Here is a 21,354-nt window from a genome sequence, read left to right as displayed (position 1 = left end):
AATAACTATTTGTTGGTAAGTTTTTACGTTTGATAGATGATAAATTGAGTTTTATAAAATAGTTATTTAACTTTAGTAGACGATGAAACTAAGGAATCAATTAAAAATAAAAAACAAAAAAGCTAAAAATTGAAAAGTCAGAATCACAAGCTATGCTTTAGTCGCATCTTTCTTAACAAAAAAGTGAAAAGCCAGGAATGGGATACAGCAATAGTTACAGTGATAGACACTACTACAGCACTTTCAGCAGCTATGAGGTACATCCTAAAAGCTGAAAGCGATGATAGCAGAGGGGTAAGGAGAAAAATATATTGCATAATAGCCGGAAGCGCTGTATGCATTAGTCATTCTGTTTTGTTTTTATTTTTACTCCCTTTTGGTCGTCCACGCCCACGTTTTTCTTTGGGTTTGATTTCTGTTCTTGGCGATACATTACTTTTTTCTTCATCGCCCTTGATTACCTGCTCTATTTGAATTGGAAACGAGTGTCTTCGCTCAACACTTACTAATGATAATGTAAAAAAAGATAGCCCTAATATAGGTTTGCTGACAAGGCTAGAAAATAAATCTATCCAGCCCATAAGGAAAGTTTCCCTGATTTACTGATTACAACTTCGTCTCCTGCAAGTAAATATACCTCATTTGTACGAAACAAATGCTTGCGAAAAAACAACCAAAACAACGTTGCCCAAGGTATTACTGTATGAAAAAATCTCAGCATCGTTCGATAGCTACCACCAGCAGATGTCCAACGGGAGATTCCTTACATCGTGACTCGGCCGCTCATCGCTAGCATTGCCAGGATTATCTGGCTCATTCGACGCATCGTCGTAGCTTTGATCTGCGGTAGCAGGCATTGTAATAGTGATCAGATGTCGAACATGGGCTGTTTGTAGCTTTTGAGTTGTCGTTTGGGAAGACAATAACTCTACTACGGCAGCCCTATCTCTTCATACTCTTTTTTTGGCTACGGTATTGTTAACTTGAAATAATTTACAGGTCATTAAAAACAATTCAGATTTGACAGTTGTAAATAGAAATAACTATCTTGTCTGCACCTGTGCTTTTTTCACCAAAAGAATTTATTTCTCTCCTAGCCCTAGAAGCTGATATTTAACTGGGTAGACAAGCTACCCAAATCATTACCCTACCCCGCTATATCTTTGCCACTCTTGTAGTTCATCGCTCTGGGCTTCCGTTTGTTGCGCGGCACTACTGTTGATTTCTTGGGTACTTGGGGTGCGCGGCATTTTTCACAGTAGAGTGGTCGAGGGCCAAAGGTTTCTCTTTGCGTTGGTTCTTGGCACTGCTGACAAATAAAGTTAAAAACGCGGGTGTGGATCTGTCTTTGATGCGCTCTGACGGTGTACTCTCGGACTTCAATTATCTTGCTGGACATTAAGTTTTGTGGTTTCATCGATTAGCTGATAGATTTTGTGTTTTGTGTGACCATTAGCTGGTGCAGGGTTAAGTTATCCACTTATTTAATTAGAAAGTAGAGCTTTTCATTTTAGCCAACAATACCTAGCGGAGAAATATAGCGATCGCGTAAAACAATACAAGTAAATAATGTCGAGCTAGGATAACGTCCCTTTGCAGAGATTTTCTGGTAGGTGCTGCATCACGCGCACAAACACAGATGGGTCATCCAATCCCTGAGACACAATCAATGAGCCTTGAATAGCGGTAATGGCATCTTCTGCCCGCTGTTGGGCAAGCTCTTCATTCATGCCAGACTCAATTAATACTTTGGCGATCGCATCAATCCAGACCTGATAAATTGCCTTGACTTTGTGATGAAACACATCACGGGCGGAACCTAAGAGCAAAATCGCAGATAAGCAAGGTTGCTTTCCCCCATCATAGACTTCATTGACATGATCGCACATCTGCTGCAAACGAGATAAGGGTTCACCTGGACTGTTGAGTGTTTGCAAAATATTTTGATCTAACCAGGACTCAAGATAATCCAGCACCGCCTCAACCATCTCATCCTTACCGCCAGGGAAATGATGGTAAAGGCTGGCTTTGCCTAATCCAGTAGCTTGAGAGATTTTAGATAGAGTTGCGCCATCGTAGCCATACTGCCTTAACAGGTTTAGCAGAGAGGGAATGTACGTTTGTTTAGGCATTTATTGTAAGTTCTAAGTTTTCTGTTGACATCGTACCAAACATTCGGTACAGTAATTTCATACCGAACGAACGGTACAAAGTCAACCTAATTCGGTCTTATCTAATGCAGGAGGACTGATCCATGATTAAGCTCTATGGTCACGAACTGTCTGGCAACAGCTACAAAGCAAAATTAATGCTCGAGCGTGTCAAACATCTTCCTGGTTTTGTCGGCATGATTGGCATTGCAGAGCCTGTTGCAGTTTAGGAGGGCATTATGCCACGTAAGTTTGGAGAAATTGCTTTTACGCCCCAAGTGCAAGCTGCACAAGAACAACGGGGTTCACGGCAGACCTATGAACGCTACATTGCAAAGGGGCCTAACAATGATTCGATTACTCCCAAGCTTGAGGAATTCATCGCACAACTTGATGGGTTTTACTTGGGAACAGTCAGTTCTAATGGCTATCCTTACATCCAGTTTCGGGGCGGATCACCCGGTTTTTTAAAGGTACTTAATGAGAAAACTCTCGGCTTTGCAGACTTTTCTGGGAATGCACAGTACATCACGGTGGGCAATCTGTCTGGCAACGACAAAGCGTTTTTGTTCTTGATGGATTATCGGCATCGTCAACGTATCAAGATTTGGGGAACAGCCGAATATGTTGAAGGGGATTTGGCATTAATTGACCGACTACGAGTTCCAGATTATCCTGCCACAATTGAACACGCTATCCTCTTCCATGTAGAAGCCACCAGCGAGAATTGCTCCCAGCATATTCCCATCCGCTATTCTCAAACAGAAGTTACAGCGATGATAGCTCCCTTGCAAGCTCGGATTACGGAATTAGAACAGCAGTTGGGTGAGCGCTCTTCTTCAATTACGGCTTATTAAACAAGTCAAGCAGCTTCTCTACGAGACCAGGGCGTAGCTTGCTCGTATTGCAGGGGTACGCTTCAATTCGCTCAATAACAGATAATTATGGAGATTAACTATATGTATATGCAATGTCTAGATCGCACTCAAGCTGTTGCTGTCTGTCGCCCCCTTGGAGCATTAGAGCAGCTCTTCTGGCTCCTTGACCGAGCTAATCCCTTCCATTTCGCTCTCACTGCACAAATCAAAGGAAGATTCAGCGTTCATCAACTTCAGCAAGCACTCACCCTCGTACAGCAACGCCATCCCTTACTGCGAGTTCGCATTGCGCTTGATGAAGCAGAACAACCTTGGTTTGTTGAAGACTCTGCCCCCATTCCACTGCGAGTTGTACAGCGACAATCCGAAGAACACTGGCAGCGAGAAGTTGAGCGAGAAATTGAAACACCCTTTGTCTGGTGGCAAGCTCCCTTAGTGCGTGTCGTCTTAGTTCACTCCAGCAATGATGCACAATTATCAGAATTAATCGTAATATCCCATCACTCGATCGCAGATGGAACCTCGATTACTTATTTAATTCGAGATATTTTGCAGGCGCTGGCTACACCCACTGTCTTTGTACAGTCTTTACCTGTTCCGCCGTCGCGAGAGGACTTGGTTCCAGGAAAAGCCCTCCAAACGCTTTCTGAGTTAAAGCCGATGCCTAAATTCACAAAGATGAGCGGTTCTTTGGGATCTGTGCAATCAGTGAGGCAAAATAACCGTCAATTTGTCCGTTCCGGTTCGCTTTCCCCCAAGACAACTCTGTTGCTCCTGACTCGCTCTCGGCAAGAGCAAACGAGCGTTCATGCGGCAATTTGTGCTGCTTTTCTCTTAGCCATCCGCCACCAAAATGGTTCAGAACAGCCACAAAACCTCCGCTGTATGTCACCGATTAATCTCAGACCGTACTTGACATCTTTCAACCAGGAAGATGTCGGTCTCTGGGTTAGTGCTGGACGGACATCTCACCACTTAAGCGCTGATGCCAATCTATGGGATGTTGCCCGTTCTCTGAAGCAGCAACTCAATCAAATCATGACACCAGACAAGCTCTTTGAGGAAATTTTTCAAAATCAGGAATGGGCATCTACTTATCCCAGTCCCGATGTTGTCCTACAAGGATTTCAAGACCAACTATTCGGCTCCGACATAGGCATTAGCAATCTGGGGCGACTAACGATTCAGCAACAGTTCGGAGAGCTTCAACTTCAGGCAATCTATGGCCCTATTGTGAGGATGAGTGGCAAAAACGATCTGGGCGTGACGACTTTGGGCGAGCAGCTATTTTTCACACTCGTGTCTGAAGAATCGGTAATGTCACGAACCCAAGCGAACACACTTTACGAAGAGGCAATACATCTACTGAACGAAGCTATCAGATAGCAATTCAAATTAAGGCAGCGAATTTAATTAAAGCGTGTCACACGCTACAAACCAATAAGTTTAGAGTCCAAACTCTAGCACATTCTTCTATTGGTCGTGTTGCCAAAAATTTGAGAAGCACTACATATATACAGATCACAATCTACCCAAATAAGGATTTCAGACGTAATACCGTTGCCAAAATAAGAGCCTAGAAAATTTTTGGCAAAAACGGCAAAATGATTCATAGATAAACGTTTGAGCTTACAAAATTACTTTGTAAGCTCAAACTTTTGATACTGCGAGCAATACGTTAAAAAATACTTACGGGAAATCTTGAAGGAATTTTTATGACTTATTGTTTTCGTCAAACCTTTCAAAACAAGACGTTAATACATCAACTTGGCCTCGTAAATTGGCGAAGGTATTGTCTTAATAATAGTTTTTCGTCAAAATTAGGCAAGCCTCCGTGCATCTAAATACTAAAACAAAGATAATTGCCCTGGTGAAATATTGCCTCGCCTGAATCGGTGGTAGTACAAATGGCAGCTACTGCACAACGGGGCAAGGTTTTCTGGACGGTTATCTTCGGGGTCGAAGTTGTAATGATGTACCTGAAGGTTATAAACCCGACGTTGGGATAAAGATAAACCAACAGGCTTTTCATCTGGGCGTAGACAAGGGCGATCACACCGAGAGCAACGCCAATCAGAAGAATTCTTTACAGCAGTAGCAATTTGTTTCCAGTTAGATGGATAGCGGTTTCGGCTCATACTCTCCTATTCGACAACTTGAGCGTGAGTAAATTCTAATTAATTAAGATACTCCCTTATGTCGCTTTGTTTACGGCGAAGAATAGTAAGTGCTTTATTTTCAAGCTGCCGAATTCGTTCCCGACTCAAGTTAAGGCGTTCTCCAATCTGAGTTAAGCTCAGTTGATGATCATTCTCTAACCCGAAACGTAGAGTTAGTACTTCTCGTTGTATTGGGGGCAGTGATGCTAGCAAATCTTTTATATTCTGGCGCATCAATGAAAAATTTAATTGTTCCAATGGGGAAACATTTTCGTCAGCTAAAAGTTCACTTAATTCCGTGTCCTGGTCATTGCCAACGCGCATTTCTAAAGAAAGTAACTTTCGGTCTGCTTGAATATATTCTCGAACCTGCTCTGGTTTAACCTTTAATTCTTCAGCAATCTCTACTAAAGTTGGTTTACGACCCAATGACTGAAATAATTCCCGTTGTATTTTCTTGATTTTATTCAGCTTTTCGTTGATATGAATAGGCAAGCGAATAGTTCGTGATTGCTCTGCGATCGCACGTGTGATTGATTGAGTAACCCACCAGTAGGCATAGGTTGAAAGTTTGTAGCCCTTGTTTGGGTCAAACTTCTCAACGCCACGGTATAAACCGAGCGTACCTTCTTGAATCAAGTCAAGAAATTCTAGGTTTCGGTTCTGGTATTTTTTAGCGATCGCCACTACCAGGCGGAGGTTAGCAGTTACCATTTTCTGCTTTGCTCGTTCCCCCTGGTGGAGAATTGACTTTACTTCAGCTTCAGTTTTACCAAGAGTCGTAGCTAATTCTCTTGCGGTTGGTTGTCGGTTTAATTGTTGTGCAAGGCTCACGCGTTCAACTTCAACCCCAAGCATCTGTTGCACAAGCCTAGCGTAGGAGATTTCCTGTTCAGGAGTCAGCAGAGGATAACGAGCGATTTCTTTTAAATACGAGCGAACTAAATCGGGAGTTGCACTAGTCATACTTTCAATTAATTGTGATGAATATTTTTATTTATTGTTTGAGATAAAGATTTTATCTTGCGGATTAGCTAATAAATCAAATCCTAATCATAGACTTAAAGCTATATTTATCTTTGGTGAATAAATTTATATACATAATACTTGAAAGCTTTAAAAAGGTAAATAGTAAAAGCTGTTTTATTTTATAAATTAGCTTTAAGTAACAAAGAAGTTTGGTTGAATTAAATCAGATGGATGCTACGCTATTTTTTGAGTCAAGTCCTCTCTTCAAGAGAAGACTTTTTCAAAGTCCCTTCACATTTGAACAAGTCTTAAAAACGCTTTGCGTAAAACAATTGAAAAATACAAATACTTAGTTGAGGAATAATCATGGATATGCAATCTGCACTTACCCTGACAATCGTAGTCATCTTTTGGGAATTTGTTACTCTCGCTATGTTCCAGTTCATTACTGGACTATTTGTATTTACTGCCGGAGTTAATAATATAGTTTCAGTTAGCAATGTAAATATAGTAGAAGTTACGCATTGTCAGAAAGTTGAGATCATGCAGTCATCATACGACAGTCATCAATTGGGTAAAAGAAGTAGGTAATAGCTTGCCAGATACACCGGAATATGATGAAATACCAGAAATCCCCAAATTGATGAGTTAGAAACATTTATTGGTAAAAAAAACAAAATTTGGTTGTGGACGGCAGTTAATAAGAACTTTCCAGGAGTTATAGCATGGGTTTTAGGCGACCGTAGTTCAACAACATTTAAGCTGTTGTGGCAGATTATCGGGTGTTGGCATTCTTTCTTTTATGTTACAGATGGTTACCCAGTTTATCCATGTTTTATTAGCAATGAAGATCATATTGTTAGTAAAACTTATATGACACGAATAGAAAGAGAAAACAGCCGTTTTAGACATTACTTGGCTCGACTACATCGAAAAACTTTTTGTTATTCTAAGTCAGAACAAATGCTTAAACTCTCTATTCGGTTAGTAATATATTATCTTAAATATAGCTCACTGCCACTCAACACCTCATACACTCATCAAATTGTAGCGATCGCCTGATTCATATTTTCAATCAGCAACGCCGAATTATCAGTGTAAAAAATCCGAATGCCCTCAACCGACAATCACAACTAACGGTGATGATGGTAACGGCAACTTAAAGCGTAAAGCCGTGTCGCTCAAAGTCTATAGCTAGTTCAATCAATAGCGATCGCTACGCTTTACATCTAGATGAAAGTATTTGTTTGTTTAGTTAAGGCTAACGAAAATGGAACTCAATTCTGTTTACGATCCAAAATCACTTAATCCAACAAAATTATACCATGATGGAGCTTTCTATCAATATTTGCACTCTTCAGGTAGCAATACTCGTCCCCAGTACGTGTTTGATCATTTACCAATACCAGGGCAAAAGCAGAAATCAAACTTGGTAATGAATCGGGATAAATTAATGATTCGCTATTCGGAAGTTGTAGGAATGACTTGTAAAGCTAGTGCCACTAAATATTGCTCCGAACAACTTCAGCTATTTGGAGACAGAATTTTGGAGGAGCTACTGTTACCTTTGGGCAAGGTAGAAGCTAACAAAGAGATGATTGATGAGGCTTGACATGTTGATGTTGATGTTTTATTTTCACTTTCCCCCCAAGCTCAAGCACCAAATATAGGACTGCTTTGCTAGCGAAAAGCCTTAACTTACCTGAATTCCTGTAAAATGCCATATTTTGATATCTTTACCTTTGCCATTGCTAGCAGAAATTTATGCTTGACTTCGATAAATAGTGTGCTAAATTAAAAAATACATATATTCGTAACCAAAAAATATTGAATATTACTTTGCAGTGTATTGCTTGCTAAAAGAAAGGGGAACTAAGCGGCAAAAACACTAGTTTTGGTGAAAGTTAAAATGTTTTTGAAAAATAGTGCATTAAAGTGACTTGAAGTCACTCTTGCACTAAGAAAAAGTATATGAATAGAAATTTACAGTGTGCCGTCTGCGGGAAGAAAGGGGAACTGAGCGGCAAAAGACACTAGCTTTGATTAAAAGCAAAAATACAGTATTAGCATTAGATAAATAATTGTAGGCACTCTGGTATACCAGTGTAAGCAAGCAGGCTTAGTACAACCTTACATGAGCGATCGCACATGTGAGGTTTAATCGCCTCGGCAGAGATAGCACTTGTATTTTGAGCAAAGCAAGTGATGCTGTAAATTTCTTTTGTCAGAACTTTATTCAACATTTACTCAATTGGTTAAATTACATGTCTCTCCATACTTCTGACTTAGTTCGCATTTACCTACAAGAAATCGGTCGCTTTCCGCTGCTGACTCCTGAGCAAGAAATTGCCTACGCAAGACAGGTACAGCAGATGATGGTAATCGCGCAAGCAAGAACTATGCTTACCGAACAACTGCACCGAGAACCAACTTCGGTTGAATTAGCTGCGGACATTAACAAAACTGAAGCCGAAGTAACTCAATTTCTGAAACTTGGTCACAGAGCGAAGCAAAAAATGGTAACAGCGAATTTGCGGCTGGTGGTTTCGGTCGCCAAGAAATACCAGAACCGTAACATGGAATTTCTCGATTTGCTCCAAGAAGGATCACTGGGTTTACAACGGGGTATCGAGAAGTTTGATCCCAACCGGGGCTACAAGCTTTCTACCTATGCATACTGGTGGATTGTGCAGTCTATCACACGAGCTATAGCCCAAACCTCCCGTACTATTCGCTTGCCCATTTACATAAACGAGAAACTCAACAAAATCAAGAAGGTACAGCGCGAACTGTCTCAAACCCTAGGTCGCCGTTCTACCATCACAGAAATTGCTCTTGCATTAAACGAAAAGCCTAATCAGATTTGGGAATATATCAGCGTTTCTCGTCAGCCAGTTTCTCTGTTCCAGTCAGTTGGAGAAAACCAGAATACAGCACTGGGCGAACTCTTACAAGACGAAAGCGTTTCTCTAGATGAACATATCGCCCAAGAATGTTTGCGCCAAGACATGATTAATGCGCTCTCATTGCTAACACCCATACAAAGAGAAGTGATAATTCTGCGCTTTGGGCTAGATTCGGATCGTGAACTGACCCTAGCTGAGATTGGAAAACGTTTAGACTTGAGTCGAGAGCGGGTTCGCCAAATTCAAGTTAAAGCGATGAATATTCTGCGGCATTCACAACATGATCTCAAACAGCATTTAATCAGTTAAATACTGTTTGATATTGTCGCTCTCCCACGAAAACATTTTATGAATCAAGAGCGCTATCCTACATATTGGAAATAAATAGCTACAACTGTTAAGAAATTAAGCAGTAAGAATCAAGAGATTACTTTATTATGACCATAGATTTACTAAAATTTTTCCAAAGAACTAACCCAAGCCGGACTTTACGTGTCAATCAACTTTCAGATATCAAGTATTATATAGACTTCTCCCAGGTCAGAGGTGGGGATATTATCGGTAAGCTAAAACAGAAAATTACATTCTTTAAACCGAACGAACCAACCTGTACTTTGTTAACTGGACATATAGGCTGTGGCAAATCAACAGAACTATTACGCTTACAGGTTGAACTTGAAGCGCTAAACTTTCATGTGGTGTATTTTGAGTCTAGCGAAGACTTGGAAATGACCGATGTAGATATTGTAGATGTGCTGCTAGCCATCGCTCATCGTGTCAGCCAGAGTTTGGAGAAAATACCCCTGGAGGAAGCGAGCAAGTTAAATCAGCTACTGCAAGGTGCGTTGAAGGTTTTAAACTCTGAGGTAACAGGGTTGAAGGTAAAAACACCTATAGGAGATGTTGGTTTATCTATGAACAAAGATAAATTCTCCCTCGCTCTAGGAATTGGAGAAATTATATCCCAGATGAAAAGTGATCCGATACTGCGGCAGAAACTTAATCAGTACCTATCGCCACAGAAAACCAGACTGTTGGAGGCGATTAATCGAGAACTGTTAGAGCCGGCGATCGCTAAACTGAAGCAGCAGGGGAAAAAGGGATTGGTGGTGATTGTAGATAACCTCGACCGCATAGATAATCGCATCAAGCCCTGGGGTCGTCCGCAACAGGAATATCTGTTTGTAGATCAAGGAGAGCTTTTGACAAAGCTGAATTGTCATTTAGTCTTTACAATGCCCTTTGCTTTGAAATTCTCGAATGATTATGGAACGCTGACCCAGCGATTCCCGGAAGACCCGAAGGTGTTACCAATGGTACCTGTGCAGTGGTCTGACGGTAGTGTGCATCAACAGGGGATGGCACTGATGCAACAGATGGTGTTAGCCAGAGCCTTTCCCGATTTGCAACCAGACGAGCGCTTAAGCCAGATTACTGATATTTTTGATAGTGTCACGACTCTAGAGCGGCTATGTAGTTTAAGCGGTGGTCATGTGCGAGACTTGTTACGGTTGTTAAATATCTGGATTCAGGAGGAAATGAAACTTCCGCTTTCCCGTAGCATCCTAGAGCAAGTGGTTCGCGCTCGGAAAAATGAAATGACTATGCCGATATCGGATGAAGAGTGGCAATTACTGCGTGATGTTAAGCACAATAAAAAAGTCAGTAATGGACAGGGATACCAAAAGCTAATTCGTAGTCGCTTTGTATTTGAATATCGGGATGGTGGCGAGTCTTGGTTTGATGTGAATCCGATTTTAGCCGAGGCAAGGGAGTTAAGCGGTTGAAAATGCTGATCAGGAAGTTCACAACCATTCCAAACCTCAAATCTGCTGAAATAGTATGAGTAGACACCACCAAGAAGATGAACCCATAGATAACGAGCGAGCGCTCCAACAGCTAGCTTGGACGATTCAAGCTTCAGCAGGAAAGTTTAAGTTGATTTGGGCACGGTGTAATTATAGTAATTTAGAGAATCGTCTGATAGAAAGACTGCACGAAAACTGTCAAATCAAGATTCACATTTTACATTTGAAGGAATCAGAAAAAACTCTTTATCGCGCCATTTGTGAAGAATCTGGGGATGATGTCCAAGCCTTAATGATTGTGGGTTTAGAATCATTGGGAGATTTACCACAGATGTTAACGAATGCTAATCAAGTACGGGAAGAATTTCAGAAGACCTTTTCTTTTCCGATAGTGTTATGGACTAATGATGAAAACTATCAGCAACTAATGCAGTTAGCTCCAGACTTAGAGAGTTGGGGAACTACTAGAAGTTTTGCAGGTAGTCCTAAAAAGTAAGGATGAGAGTGGTGCAATACCTTTGCCAATTTCCGAGGATTGGTATAAAGCAAACCCAAGTAATACAGGCTTCTTTTTGCTAACCGGCAAAAAACTGAGCCAATAAATTATTCAATTGAAGTTCAAGGTCTGGAATTTAGACTAGGGCGTGTTTTAAAACTCGGTAAAATGGTTGAGAACACTCTAAAAATTAACAAAGTTAACAATTTATCAATCTCGTCAGCTTATCGAGCCACTCGATATCTTTGTGGTTCAAGCTAGTATTTTGATGAATACTGCTTTATTTATCGGAATTGGCTGTGCATTTTGGTTACTCAAACAAGTCAATCAGGCACAAACATAATAGCTGAAACATATGTTATTAAACATAAATTATTAACTTATTAAATCCCTCTACAGGTTCATGAAAACTGGAAATAGTTTGCTGATCATTAAAAGGGCATTTTCTAATCTTTATCTCAATACGTAAGTCCTCATGGCTAAAGTTGAAGAATTGATACCTCAACAAGTCTCCCAAATAGACTTGAAACCAAGAGGAAGGGTGGAACTAAGTCCTGTAAGTTGGCGAGACCAGTTTTTGTATTATCTATTACCTGATAGATTTAGTGATGATCATGAAAATGAAAGGGAACTTTTTGACCGTACTAATCCCTTAAGGTATAAAGTTAAGGATAAAGCTACCTGGATGGTAGCAGGCAGGAAGTCTGCGGGTGGTACTCTTAGGGGTATTAGGAGTAAGTTAGACTATTTGCAGCGATTGGGAGTGACAGCACTGTGGATTGGGCCAGTTTATGATTACAATAGTCAAAATCTTTTAGATATTGACCCCAGCTTTGGTAATCGTCGGGATTTAAGAGATTTAATTGATGCAGTTCATGATCGCAATATTTATGTCATCCTAGACGTAATTTACAATCACCATATTCACGTGATCGCAGATATCATAAAAGTATATCAATATTGGATAGCTCTTTCTGATTGCGATGGCTTTCGCGTTGATGTAGATAAACACATTTCTCTACAAGATTCGCATATATTTTCTACCGCAATTCATGAATACGCCCAATCTATAGGCAAAGATAATTTTCTTATCATTGGAGACATAACTTGTGGTGGCATAGCAGATGCCTACGTTGACATTTTTGGTCGTAACCTCAACGCCGTAGTCGATAACGCAAATATACCTAAGCAGTTAACCGCAGTAGTCAAAGGGTTAGTAAACCCAAACGAATTTTTTGGTGAGTATGACGAAAATCATTTTGCTGGACAATACCGCCAACTTGGGCAATATCATGTCTCTGTTTTAGATAACTACGATATATCATCTCATAACTGGAAGCAGCGTTTTGCTGCCTACAGTAATGTACCTCATCTCTACGAACAAGTCGCCCACGTTGTCGGTGTGCAATTAACTACACCGGGAATTCCTTCCATATATTATGGAACGGAACAGGCTTTTGATGGCAATGAAGGTGAGCATGACTACAGTATAGAAAATGGACGAGTTGCTGAAGATAGATACATCAAAGAAGCCATGTTTGGCAGTGATTTTGGTGCATTTCAAACAGCAGGCTGTCATTTTTTTGATATTGACCATCCTACCTATCTACGGATTGCTGCGATCACTCGTATACGCAATGGTCGAAATAAAATTGGTAAAGCATTGCGTCGAGGACATCACTACCTACGCAAAACATCTTTTTGCAACTACCCCTTCTCAATTCCTCCCCAAGGTGAGTTGGTTGCTTGGTCGCAAGTTTTATTTAATACAGAAGTTCTTATGGCACTGAACACCCACGCCTTAGAAGAACGAGGTGCAGAGGTAACAGTTGATGCACATTTGCATCCCACTAACTCAACCATGACTTTTCTATACAAAAGCAATTGGAAAGATACAGATTTACGTCATCCACCATGTGACCAAACTGTCACTGTGCAACATCATGAAGATGGTCGCGCAAGTGTCCGGCTTGATTTGCCTCCCTCTGGAATGGCAATTTTAGCATAGGACAGGTCGGCATAAATCAGCTATCCATTGTTGTGCTTTGAACGATAAATTGGTTCTTGGCAACTTTTGATACCGTTGGCGAAATATTACTTAACATAAAAACGCCGATTTTACCGTATCCTGCTTTTGAAGTTAACCAGTTTTGCTAGTACATCCTCTGCCAAGCTTTGCGAATATACTCAAGCTTGAAAATTTTGCGTTTGCGATCGCTCCAAGAATGCACCAAGGAGATCGCCTGTTGTTTCAAAAATTATTACTTGCACTTCTGGCAATTGGACGAAGGCTGATTCTATCAGGGGTTTGACTTGTTGTCCCCAATCTAAACATCCATTGCCACATCCTAGCGGAGGAATGGCAATATAAAAATATTATTCTATGGAAAAGCGATCAGCTACGCTGGGCGCTTGCGCCATCGCCATTGTTCTTGTTGTTAGGACTTAGATGCTCGACAGAATGTCTGTCGAGCATCGTCAAAGGCTTTAGATGCAAGGATTTTAGGTTTATGAGAGTATAACTGCTGGCTGAAGTTGAGCGATGGCGCAGAGCGCCCAGCTACCTCGTCGCACATAAGGTTAGGGCGTGTTTTAAAACTAGAGCCACATAATGATGGAAGCAAGCGTCAGCATTGCAAGGTAGTTATCAGCTTTCTTCTCATAGCGTGTAACAATCCGACAAAATTGCTTCAAACTGTTGAAACATCGCTCGATCCGATTTCTTTGGCGATAAATGGATTTATCAAACTTACCGCGTCTGCGTTCGTTCGATCTACGTGGAATGGTTAACCGAATACCACGCCGTTGCAAATGACGACGGATATTAGCACTGCTGTAACCTTTATCACCGACTAATCGCTTTGGGCGTAAGCGAGGACGACCAACACTTGCACGTTTCACCGCTCCTTGTGACATTAATTGCTCAAATACCACTGCTTCATGACGTTCACCAACTGTGAGCAAAAATGTAATAGGTAAACCATTACTATCACAGCGCATATGAATTTTGGTACTAAAGCCACCTTTAGAACGTCCTAAAGCCTCTCTTTGCTGATCTGATTTTAGGAGCGACATTGGTTGGTTATGAAGCGGCTGAGATAGTTCATGTGTTTGTGTCGCTCATGGAAGCAGGAGCTACTTGACAATTATTAGAAAAATCTGTTCACATACGTCCTACTTATGGCGAAGCGTTGCCTAGTCTTGCACGCGGCTTTATTGAATAATTGGCGTTGCTCAAACAAAGGCCCTTACCAGTAATAAAATGCCCAGCCGTATCCTTCTCCCAAAGGGAGAGGCTACGCCAATGGAGACGCTAGCGCGAACGCTTTCGCCCCGAACGCGAGTGCGTCTCCCCTTGGGAGAAGGGCTTTCATCGCCTAAATACCTCGGTTTTGCAAAAAATATTATTGATACGGTGTTAGCGCAGCGGTAGCGAGGAACGAGCGTCAGCAGTGCGTTGGGCGGGTTTCCCGACTTGTTCGCGCAGCGTCTCCCCTTGGGAGAAGCAACTGCTGAACCCCGCAGGGGCTGGGCATTTTATTTCTTGGATCTCCCAAAACAGAAATTATACGATTCCCTTGGGCGTAATCTTCTTGCAGATTATTCACCGAATCATTGCAATTTATTGTTTGAATTCTATGTGCTTTTGTTTGATTTCTAACCAGTTGTAGAGCGGTGACTGAACTCTATTGAGTACTGTAGCAATTATGTAGAGCGGGAGCTACAGCACTATGCTACAACTGGCTAAGAGCAGAACAAGTTATACAGGGGCTTTAACTGTGTTCCGCGCTTTTGATATCTCTATTGAAACTGCAACAGCACGATATTAGTTGCCAATTCGCCGGAATCTCTAATAACCCTTGTATTTCTCCTTATTCTTTTGTCTGTGATGCTGTCGCCCTTTGGTGATTGCGAAGGCTTAGAGTTTGACCATTAGTTTTTTTGGACAGTTCAAGTTTTGGGTGATTCTCAGCGCTAACAGAATTACTGTGCTTGCGTTTTGGGAATTCCATAATCAGCCGTGCCTCATCCATTACCAGTTTAGAACCAACAAGTCGTACATCTAGTTCCCAAAAATCACCTACCTCTTGTTGCGGGAGGAATCCTTCCACCTCAATGATGAAAGGTTGCCATTGCATTGCTGACTCCGAGCCGAATGGCACTTGAAAGTTGCGTCGAATTTGCACAGTTAACAGCCCGTTTTCTTGATTGATAATTATACCTCTGATTGAAAAATAGCCATCGGCAACCAATAGCCATGTCTGTTGTAAATCTGATGTCGGTTCTTTGTACCTACCTCTGATGTGAAAACTGAGTTTTTTTGACTCTTTTTCCATTCTCGGCCACACTACCCAAATATTAGTACTTCCTATTAACTCTGGATTTTCTTGCAGTAATTTTTCTGACTTAGTTCCTAGTGTTGCTGAATAAATACTGCCATCCTTCAATACTAAAGTACCTTGGTTAAATCCTTCAGTGCTGGGTAAATACTTTCCCTCAACTATACCGATACAACGAGACATCGTTGGGTAATGTGGTGGAGAAAATAAACTGCTCATACTTGTATCAATTGTCATTCATGCTCTATGGTTGGGAAAACGCTCACTTAGCTTATTAGTTTAGGAGCCTTATTATACAACTATTTGATTTAGAGCTAGATAGCAGACGCTTCTGTTGAGTATTAGTAATTCTCGACCACCAGCCGCCAGCAGAAAAATCCTCTCTAAGCTACACCTAATTCTTCATCTGCTGGCTGTTGTTGCTCCTTTGCAGCAGCCAATTCCTCAATAAAAGCGTCAATTGCCTTAGCTGCCGACTGCTTGCCTGTTTTCAATTTTCCAAGGACTTTTTCGCGGATTGCTGAATAATCTGGTACGACTTGCTGTTCAACAGAAACAGCTTCTTGCGTAGGTAGGGTAACTCCACCATTACGCTCATCTATTAAACTCTTTATCTGAGCGATCGCCTTATTGAGTTCCTCTTTAATCACTTGTTTTATCTCTTCCCCATTAGGTGTAGACGCAGAAGAAGCATTTACTTCCTGTTTAACTATTTCCTTAATCTCATCACCATCAGATAACGCCAGCGCAGCCTTTGACTGACCCAGGATTCCCTGGAGAAGTCTTGTCGCTGTGTGATTTAACGACTCATTTTCCGAAATCTGCATTGCCGATAAAGCTTTGATTTCTGCATCAGTTAGCCCAATCGAAATTGTTACCTTAGCCATACTTTTAACACCTGTAAATATTAAGAAAGCACATCGCTAGTATAGGGTTACAGCGTTTGCATACAGTTTTTTGATTGCTTGTCACAAATGCTGTATAAACAACTTATCAGCGACCCAATTATTAGATTTTGCCCTGTGAGCAACTTTTACCCTCAGCTCTTTAATCTAGCTTTAAATCAATCAAGTTTCCATTACTTCAATTCTAACGCACTGTTATCTGATATCCTTTTGTAGCTTCGTCGAGATTTACGTTTGAAGCTAATTCTATAACTTGTTCTACAATTCAAACCCAATATTATTGTGAGCGCGGTCAAAGCTATGAGGACTAGATAGAATAAGTTAAACCTTCTTTGAGTGATGTCTGAGCAATTCAAATCAGGTGAATTTCAAGAGATACAAAAGTCAGGGTAAGAAGGCTCACAATTATTCTGTTACTGCGATTGAGTCGGTTTGGTTAGATGATACGGTGTAAAGTGCAATTGCTTGCTTGTTAGCTCACGAAATAATGGATTACTCAGTTGCGATTCAAACTCTCAAAAACTCAGATCCGCTCTTGTCAGAGGTAATAGAAATTGTAGGAGATTGTAAGCTCTATGAGGTACAACAAAGTGGAGACTTGCTGTTTTCTCTATCTCGCTCAATCCTTTACCAGCAGATATCGGGCAAAGCTGCTGCTTCGATCCACAGTAGATTTTTGCAACTTTATGCTCATACTCCTTTGCCTACAGCAATAGATATCCTCAACACTCCAGATGAAGTTTTGCGAGCAGCAGGGATTTCACGTCCGAAAATTTTGTATTTGAAAGACCTTGCTCAAAAGATTATAGATGGATTACCTACGCTAGATGAATTGCAGGCAATGGACGATGAATCTATCATCGAAGCTTTAACACCAATAAAAGGCATTGGGCGTTGGACGGTGCAAATGCTGCTTATGTTTCGTTTACATCGGCTTGATGTTCTACCTGTCGATGACTTGGGTATTCGTGCAGGGATTCGCCGAGTTTATAGTTTACCAGAGCTTCCTAATAAAAAGACCGTAGAGCATTTAGGACAGATGTGGAAACCCTACCGCTCTATCGCCTGTTGGTATCTATGGCGGAGTTTAGAGATCAAGATAACTAAGCAGTCGCAGCAATAATCCACTGTTCTACAGATTTCCTCGCTCAACACTCCTACTAAGCATAAAATTAAATTGTCAAGGGTTAAGAATTATGGGGTTGTATTCGCAAGTTATTTTTCCACGTCTTCTCGACTGGAGTTTGTCAGTTCCGACCTTAGCTAAATATCGTCAGGAGTTGCTAGCCGATGTCACAGGAGAAGTTCTGGAAATTGGGTTTGGAACTGGATTAAATTTGGCTTACTATCCTTGTAGTATTCACAAAATCACTACAGTTGACGTGAATCCTGGAATGAATGCTTTGGCAAACAAGCGTATTAGTGATTCTGGTATTATAGTTGAACAACTCCTGCTATCAAGTGAAAATCTCCCGATGCCAGACAATACATTTGATAGTGTGGTAAGTACTTGGACTTTGTGCAGTATTGCAAATGTACAACAAGCACTACAAGAAGTTTATCGAGTACTAAAACCAGGTGGCAGGTTCTTTTTCGTGGAACATGGGTTGAGTGATAAGCCTAGCGTACAGGTTTGGCAGCATCGTCTCACACCAATTCAAAAAGTCATAGCCGATGGATGTCACCTGAATCGAGATATTCAAAAGTTGTTAGAACAGCATTTTGACCATGTAGAGCTAAAGCAATTCACACCTGAAAATTTTTCAGATTTGATAGCTCATCTATACCTGGGATGTGCAACTAAGAAAGCATTATAAATTTTTGATGGTAAGGCAATATCTAATAATTAGTTATAAAAGCCATTAATGCAATCCTATAATTTCCTTGAGGGTTCTTGCATCGCCGTATTCATACTCCAGGACACTCAGCAGCTTTGATTGAAAGAAATTTTAGTTCTCAATTTAAAAAGCCCTGAGAAAAATCCAGGGCTTTATTTACATGGAGTTTATTAAATGCTGACTTAATATATTTGTCAGCGCTTTTCTATACAGATCACTATCCCTCAATTACTGGCTAAAAAATACCGGGGAACTACCCAATTTTTACCCATCTTTTTTTGGGTATCTCTTTTATATTTTTTTTAGATTTGTATCGCTATAATGGCGGCGGTAATTATAAGCTAGCTATCAGCGAGCGCGCCTGTGTTACATATTAATAGTATTTTATGTTTGAACAACAACCTCAAAATTTACAGCTCCATGTTCAACAGTTAGCTAACGAAGCACTACAAAAAGCAGAGCCATCAGCTTGGTTTGAAGTTTTGTATGCCGAAGCTCAGGGCGATACAACACAAATTCCTTGGGCTAAGTTATCCCCTCACCCTTATCTGCAAGAATGGTTGGCTCATCATCAACCGTTCGTTAAGGGACAAAAGGCGTTGATCATCGGTTGTGGTTTAGGCGATGATGCTGAAGCTTTGGCAAAACTAGGTTTTGAGGTAACGGCTTTTGATATTTCTGCGACTGCGATCACCTGGTGTCACCAAAGGTTTCCTGATTCTTCAGTCAACTACGTAGTTGCAGATTTATTCGCCCTTCCAGCACAATGGCAGCTTGGGTTTGACTTTGTGTTTGAGTGCCGTAATATTCAAGCTTTGCCGTTAAATGTGCGTTCTGGTGCTATTTCTTCGGTTGCCTCTGTCGTGGCTCATAGTGGTGTAATTTTGTTGATTTCTTATCTTCGGGATATAGAAGTACAACCAAGTGGCCCACCTTGGCCGTTATCAGAATTAGAACTCAAACAGTTTGAAAGTTTAGGATTACAGGAAGTAGAAAAAACTGTATACCAGGAGTCTGAACAGTTTGATTTTAAGCAAGTGCGAATTGAATATCAAAGATCATCATTGGCTTAGGTTGCAGTTAGGGGAGATAATCAATTAGTCGGTCACACCTTTTGTATTTCTTTGGGGCGCAACCTACTACAACGGTGAGTTGATTCTACAGCCTCGCCAACGTTGGACACAAGAGCAACAGTTAGAATTACTTGACTGGCATCCAATGTTCACTGATAAGTGTCCAGAGTGCGGTTACAAGTTCGAGCCTGATTACACCTCAAGGGTGCATTGGGATTGCCCCAACTCAGAATGCGGTTGGATGGATGATTCAGTGTAAGGTGCGATCGCCCAGGCGCGTTGGTATAGCCATCCATCGCTCTTTCTTACTTCTTTGCACTTAATGCCTGCTGACTCAATTGCACCACAATATTTTGAGGCAATGGGTCTATGACAGCATCAGTTGGCAGTGATTGGATAAAAGCTGTCACCTCTTCTTGGGTTTTGTATTTCCCTTCACTCCAAGCTGAGGCTATTTGTTTAGCTACCTGATTAGCCTCATCTCGATTTTTATGGGCAGTAATACATTGAATATCATGTCCAGTAAATGATATCCATGTCTGCCAAACTCCCGTTACTGGATGTTGTACAATCCCTGTGGTCAGTTCATTATCCTCAAGCACTGATTTTTTCTTTGGGCGACCGAATCCTTTAAACATGGCTATATTGAGTAAACGCTATCTTTTCAGAATGCCCAGAATAAATGCAGCGATCGCAAACTGAGCAATATTTTAGTTATCTGCATCTGTTATCTTGAACCTATCCCACTAATCATATTTGTGCTGCAAAGCTTAGGCTTTTTGAGAACTGAAAACGAAAAATTAAGATTTTCAAGCACATTTTACGAAAAAATTAGGGATTTTTGGAATAGTGGGATAGGTTCTTCTATAAGTCATAGTTGAAATGAAAATCGCTGTAATATCTTTGTAGAATTGTAAGGAAAGCCCTTCTATGTTCTCTAGGCTAACTGAAGTTAGTCTGCAACACATAGAAGTGTACTTTGATTCTTGTGTTCCTAAGTTTACCTAGTCTGCTTTTCCAAACAAAAATACATGACAATTAATCTCCAAATTGATGAAGCGTTAATTCAAGAAGCTTTAGCTGTTAGTAATCAGCAAACAGAACGTGATGTCGTTGAACAAGCTTTACGTGAATATGTACAACGTCGTCAACAAGCGAAGGTAATAGAACTGTTTGGCACAATTGATTATGACGAGAACTATAATTATAAGCAACAGCGACACAAGAAATGAAAGTTGTTGTAGATACTTCCGTATGGTCATTAGCACTACGGCGTAACGCTTCACTACAAGCAGTACCCATTGTCAATCAATTGCGTGAGTTAATAGCTGATAATCGAGTTGTTTTGCTGGGTGCTGTACGTCAAGAAGTACTTTCAGGAATTCGTTATACTGAACAATTTACTCGACTTAGAGACTCGCTTCGTGCCTTTGATGACTTAGAACTAACAATAGAAGACTATGAATTAGCTGCTGAGTTTTACAATACTTGCCGCACTAATGGTATTCAAGGAGCTAACACTGATTTTTTAATCTGCTCAGTAGCTCATCGTCGTGGTTGGTACATTATGACAACTGATAAGGATTTTAAGAGTTTTCAGCCATATATTCCTGTGAGTTTACTGGAGTAATTACAACAACTCTCGCTAACCCCTGTCTTTTGATAAACCAAGCCCGTTTCTTTGATTCCTAACAAAATTGCGTATTTTAGAAAAAGCGTGTCACGCTCTCTTGGCAGCCAGGAGTGATCATTCAGGAGCGTTGGTGCAGTGATCGCCTCTGCAACTGTGACTTGAAGAAGATTTTGGACAGGTTTGGAAGAAGAAATTGGAC

Annotated in this window: 25 protein-coding genes and 4 pseudogenes; 17 read left to right on the top strand and 12 right to left on the bottom strand. The window is 40.9% G+C overall.

The genetic code is table 11. The annotated features are described in order from the left end of the window. Positions 1–347 precede the first annotated feature (347 nt). From WKK05_RS40220 to WKK05_RS40205, 4 genes and pseudogenes are all read right to left on the bottom strand, one after another. Positions 348–826: pseudogene (locus WKK05_RS40220) on the bottom strand (transposase); the annotation flags it as partial. Further along, on the bottom strand, positions 732–923 hold the full coding sequence (locus WKK05_RS40215; RefSeq protein ID WP_341532205.1) for a hypothetical protein: 192 nt from the start codon (positions 921–923) through the stop codon (positions 732–734). The pseudogene WKK05_RS40220 and the gene WKK05_RS40215, both read right to left, overlap by 95 nt. Positions 924–1,147: 224 nt before the next feature. Continuing rightward, on the bottom strand, positions 1,148–1,399 hold the full coding sequence (locus WKK05_RS40210; RefSeq protein WP_341532197.1) for a hypothetical protein: 252 nt from the start codon (positions 1,397–1,399) through the stop codon (positions 1,148–1,150). Between the two features lie 178 nt (positions 1,400–1,577). Then, positions 1,578–2,132: a TetR/AcrR family transcriptional regulator gene (locus WKK05_RS40205; protein WP_341532091.1), complete on the bottom strand. Its 555-nt coding sequence runs from the start codon at positions 2,130–2,132 to the stop codon at positions 1,578–1,580. A 122-nt stretch (positions 2,133–2,254) separates the two neighbouring features. Between WKK05_RS40205 and WKK05_RS40200 the strand changes: the two genes are divergently transcribed. The 3 genes from WKK05_RS40200 to WKK05_RS40190 all read left to right on the top strand — a co-directional run bounded on the left by WKK05_RS40200 (position 2,255) and on the right by WKK05_RS40190 (position 4,414). Beyond that, positions 2,255–2,380 carry a hypothetical protein gene (locus WKK05_RS40200; RefSeq protein ID WP_341532090.1) on the top strand — a complete coding sequence of 42 codons (126 nt, stop codon included), beginning with the start codon at positions 2,255–2,257 and terminating at the stop codon, positions 2,378–2,380. Between the two features lie 9 nt (positions 2,381–2,389). Beyond that, positions 2,390–3,007: a pyridoxamine 5'-phosphate oxidase family protein gene (locus tag WKK05_RS40195; protein ID WP_341532089.1), complete on the top strand. Its 618-nt coding sequence runs from the start codon at positions 2,390–2,392 to the stop codon at positions 3,005–3,007. Positions 3,008–3,094: 87 nt separating this feature from the next. Beyond that, positions 3,095–4,414: a condensation domain-containing protein gene (locus tag WKK05_RS40190; RefSeq protein WP_341532088.1), complete on the top strand. Its 1,320-nt coding sequence runs from the start codon at positions 3,095–3,097 to the stop codon at positions 4,412–4,414. 461 nt (positions 4,415–4,875) lie between these two features. Here the strand turns inward: WKK05_RS40190 and WKK05_RS40185 are convergent, their stop codons facing one another. Further along, on the bottom strand, positions 4,876–5,166 hold the full coding sequence (locus WKK05_RS40185; RefSeq protein WP_341532087.1) for an HNH endonuclease: 291 nt from the start codon (positions 5,164–5,166) through the stop codon (positions 4,876–4,878). Positions 5,167–5,205: 39 nt separating this feature from the next. Continuing rightward, positions 5,206–6,153 carry an RpoD/SigA family RNA polymerase sigma factor gene (locus WKK05_RS40180; RefSeq protein ID WP_341532086.1) on the bottom strand — a complete coding sequence of 316 codons (948 nt, stop codon included), beginning with the start codon at positions 6,151–6,153 and terminating at the stop codon, positions 5,206–5,208. A 553-nt stretch (positions 6,154–6,706) separates the two neighbouring features. On the opposite strand from WKK05_RS40180, the pseudogene WKK05_RS40175 reads away from it, so the two are divergent. Further along, positions 6,707–7,218: pseudogene (locus WKK05_RS40175) on the top strand (IS1 family transposase); the annotation flags it as partial. A 208-nt stretch (positions 7,219–7,426) separates the two neighbouring features. Further along, positions 7,427–7,768 carry a hypothetical protein gene (locus WKK05_RS40170; RefSeq protein WP_341532085.1) on the top strand — a complete coding sequence of 114 codons (342 nt, stop codon included), beginning with the start codon at positions 7,427–7,429 and terminating at the stop codon, positions 7,766–7,768. Positions 7,769–8,225: 457 nt separating this feature from the next. On the opposite strand, the gene WKK05_RS40165 is transcribed toward WKK05_RS40170, so the two are convergent. Then, positions 8,226–8,399 (bottom strand): hypothetical protein, encoded by a 174-nt coding sequence (locus tag WKK05_RS40165; RefSeq protein WP_341532084.1) that lies wholly within the window; start codon positions 8,397–8,399, stop codon positions 8,226–8,228. Between the two features lie 21 nt (positions 8,400–8,420). Here WKK05_RS40165 and WKK05_RS40160 point away from each other — a divergent pair, with 21 nt between their 5' ends. From WKK05_RS40160 to WKK05_RS40145, 4 genes are all read left to right on the top strand, one after another. After that, positions 8,421–9,371: an RpoD/SigA family RNA polymerase sigma factor gene (locus WKK05_RS40160; RefSeq protein ID WP_341532083.1), complete on the top strand. Its 951-nt coding sequence runs from the start codon at positions 8,421–8,423 to the stop codon at positions 9,369–9,371. A 128-nt stretch (positions 9,372–9,499) separates the two neighbouring features. Further along, complete coding sequence (locus tag WKK05_RS40155; RefSeq protein WP_341532082.1) at positions 9,500–10,849, top strand: P-loop NTPase fold protein; 1,350 nt, start codon at positions 9,500–9,502, stop codon at positions 10,847–10,849. A 55-nt stretch (positions 10,850–10,904) separates the two neighbouring features. Next, entirely contained in the window at positions 10,905–11,366 is a 462-nt protein-coding gene (locus tag WKK05_RS40150; protein WP_341532081.1) for a hypothetical protein, read from the top strand. 475 nt (positions 11,367–11,841) lie between these two features. Further along, entirely contained in the window at positions 11,842–13,374 is a 1,533-nt protein-coding gene (locus WKK05_RS40145; RefSeq protein ID WP_341532080.1) for an alpha-amylase family glycosyl hydrolase, read from the top strand. Between the two features lie 233 nt (positions 13,375–13,607). On the opposite strand, the pseudogene WKK05_RS40140 reads toward WKK05_RS40145, so the two are convergent. Both WKK05_RS40140 and WKK05_RS40135 read right to left on the bottom strand, forming a co-directional pair. Beyond that, a pseudogene (locus WKK05_RS40140) lies at positions 13,608–13,733 on the bottom strand (Appr-1-p processing protein); the annotation flags it as partial. A 231-nt stretch (positions 13,734–13,964) separates the two neighbouring features. Further along, positions 13,965–14,441, bottom strand: coding sequence for an IS5 family transposase (locus WKK05_RS40135; RefSeq protein ID WP_341532079.1), 477 nt, complete (start codon positions 14,439–14,441; stop codon positions 13,965–13,967). Between WKK05_RS40135 and WKK05_RS40130 the strand changes: the two are divergent. Both WKK05_RS40130 and WKK05_RS40125 read left to right on the top strand, forming a co-directional pair. Next, positions 14,420–14,590, top strand: a pseudogene (locus tag WKK05_RS40130) (dihydrolipoyl dehydrogenase); the annotation flags it as partial. The gene WKK05_RS40135 and the pseudogene WKK05_RS40130 sit on opposite strands and share 22 nt — an antisense overlap. An 80-nt stretch (positions 14,591–14,670) precedes the next feature. Beyond that, positions 14,671–14,799, top strand: coding sequence for a hypothetical protein (locus tag WKK05_RS40125; RefSeq protein ID WP_341532078.1), 129 nt, complete (start codon positions 14,671–14,673; stop codon positions 14,797–14,799). Positions 14,800–15,238: 439 nt separating this feature from the next. Here the strand turns inward: WKK05_RS40125 and WKK05_RS40120 are convergent, their stop codons facing one another. Then, positions 15,239–15,943, bottom strand: a complete 705-nt coding sequence (locus WKK05_RS40120) for a hypothetical protein (RefSeq protein ID WP_341532077.1) — start codon at positions 15,941–15,943, stop codon at positions 15,239–15,241. A gap of 146 nt (positions 15,944–16,089) precedes the next feature. Beyond that, positions 16,090–16,593, bottom strand: coding sequence for a hypothetical protein (locus WKK05_RS40115; protein WP_341532076.1), 504 nt, complete (start codon positions 16,591–16,593; stop codon positions 16,090–16,092). Between the two features lie 505 nt (positions 16,594–17,098). On the opposite strand from WKK05_RS40115, the gene WKK05_RS40110 reads away from it, so the two are divergent. From WKK05_RS40110 to WKK05_RS40095, 4 genes are all read left to right on the top strand, one after another. Next, a complete protein-coding gene (locus WKK05_RS40110) occupies positions 17,099–17,734 on the top strand; it encodes a DNA-3-methyladenine glycosylase (protein WP_341532075.1) in 636 nt (211 codons plus the stop codon). Between the two features lie 73 nt (positions 17,735–17,807). Further along, positions 17,808–18,428 (top strand): class I SAM-dependent methyltransferase, encoded by a 621-nt coding sequence (locus WKK05_RS40105; RefSeq protein ID WP_341532074.1) that lies wholly within the window; start codon positions 17,808–17,810, stop codon positions 18,426–18,428. Positions 18,429–18,835: 407 nt separating this feature from the next. Then, positions 18,836–19,522, top strand: a complete 687-nt coding sequence (locus tag WKK05_RS40100) for a class I SAM-dependent methyltransferase (RefSeq protein ID WP_341532073.1) — start codon at positions 18,836–18,838, stop codon at positions 19,520–19,522. Positions 19,523–19,601: 79 nt separating this feature from the next. After that, entirely contained in the window at positions 19,602–19,781 is a 180-nt protein-coding gene (locus WKK05_RS40095; RefSeq protein WP_341532072.1) for a hypothetical protein, read from the top strand. A 46-nt stretch (positions 19,782–19,827) separates the two neighbouring features. Here WKK05_RS40095 and WKK05_RS40090 read toward each other — a convergent pair whose 3' ends face one another. Beyond that, a complete protein-coding gene (locus tag WKK05_RS40090; RefSeq protein WP_341532071.1) occupies positions 19,828–20,160 on the bottom strand; it encodes a hypothetical protein in 333 nt (110 codons plus the stop codon). A gap of 393 nt (positions 20,161–20,553) precedes the next feature. Between WKK05_RS40090 and WKK05_RS40085 the strand changes: the two genes are divergently transcribed. Together WKK05_RS40085 and WKK05_RS40080 are read left to right on the top strand one after the other, a co-directional pair. After that, the gene (locus WKK05_RS40085; protein ID WP_341532070.1) at positions 20,554–20,754 is read left to right on the top strand and encodes a type II toxin-antitoxin system VapB family antitoxin; all 201 of its coding nucleotides are present in this window, start codon (positions 20,554–20,556) and stop codon (positions 20,752–20,754) included. Next, positions 20,751–21,152 carry a PIN domain-containing protein gene (locus WKK05_RS40080; RefSeq protein ID WP_341532069.1) on the top strand — a complete coding sequence of 134 codons (402 nt, stop codon included), beginning with the start codon at positions 20,751–20,753 and terminating at the stop codon, positions 21,150–21,152. Before WKK05_RS40085 ends, WKK05_RS40080 begins: the two co-directional genes overlap by 4 nt. Positions 21,153–21,354 lie beyond the last annotated feature (202 nt).

Source organism: Nostoc sp. UHCC 0302, assembly GCF_038096175.1.
Taxonomy (GTDB): domain Bacteria; phylum Cyanobacteriota; class Cyanobacteriia; order Cyanobacteriales; family Nostocaceae; genus UHCC-0302.
The sequence above is the reverse complement of the archived record's forward strand: the minus strand, read 5'-3'. Positions and strand labels throughout refer to the sequence as shown.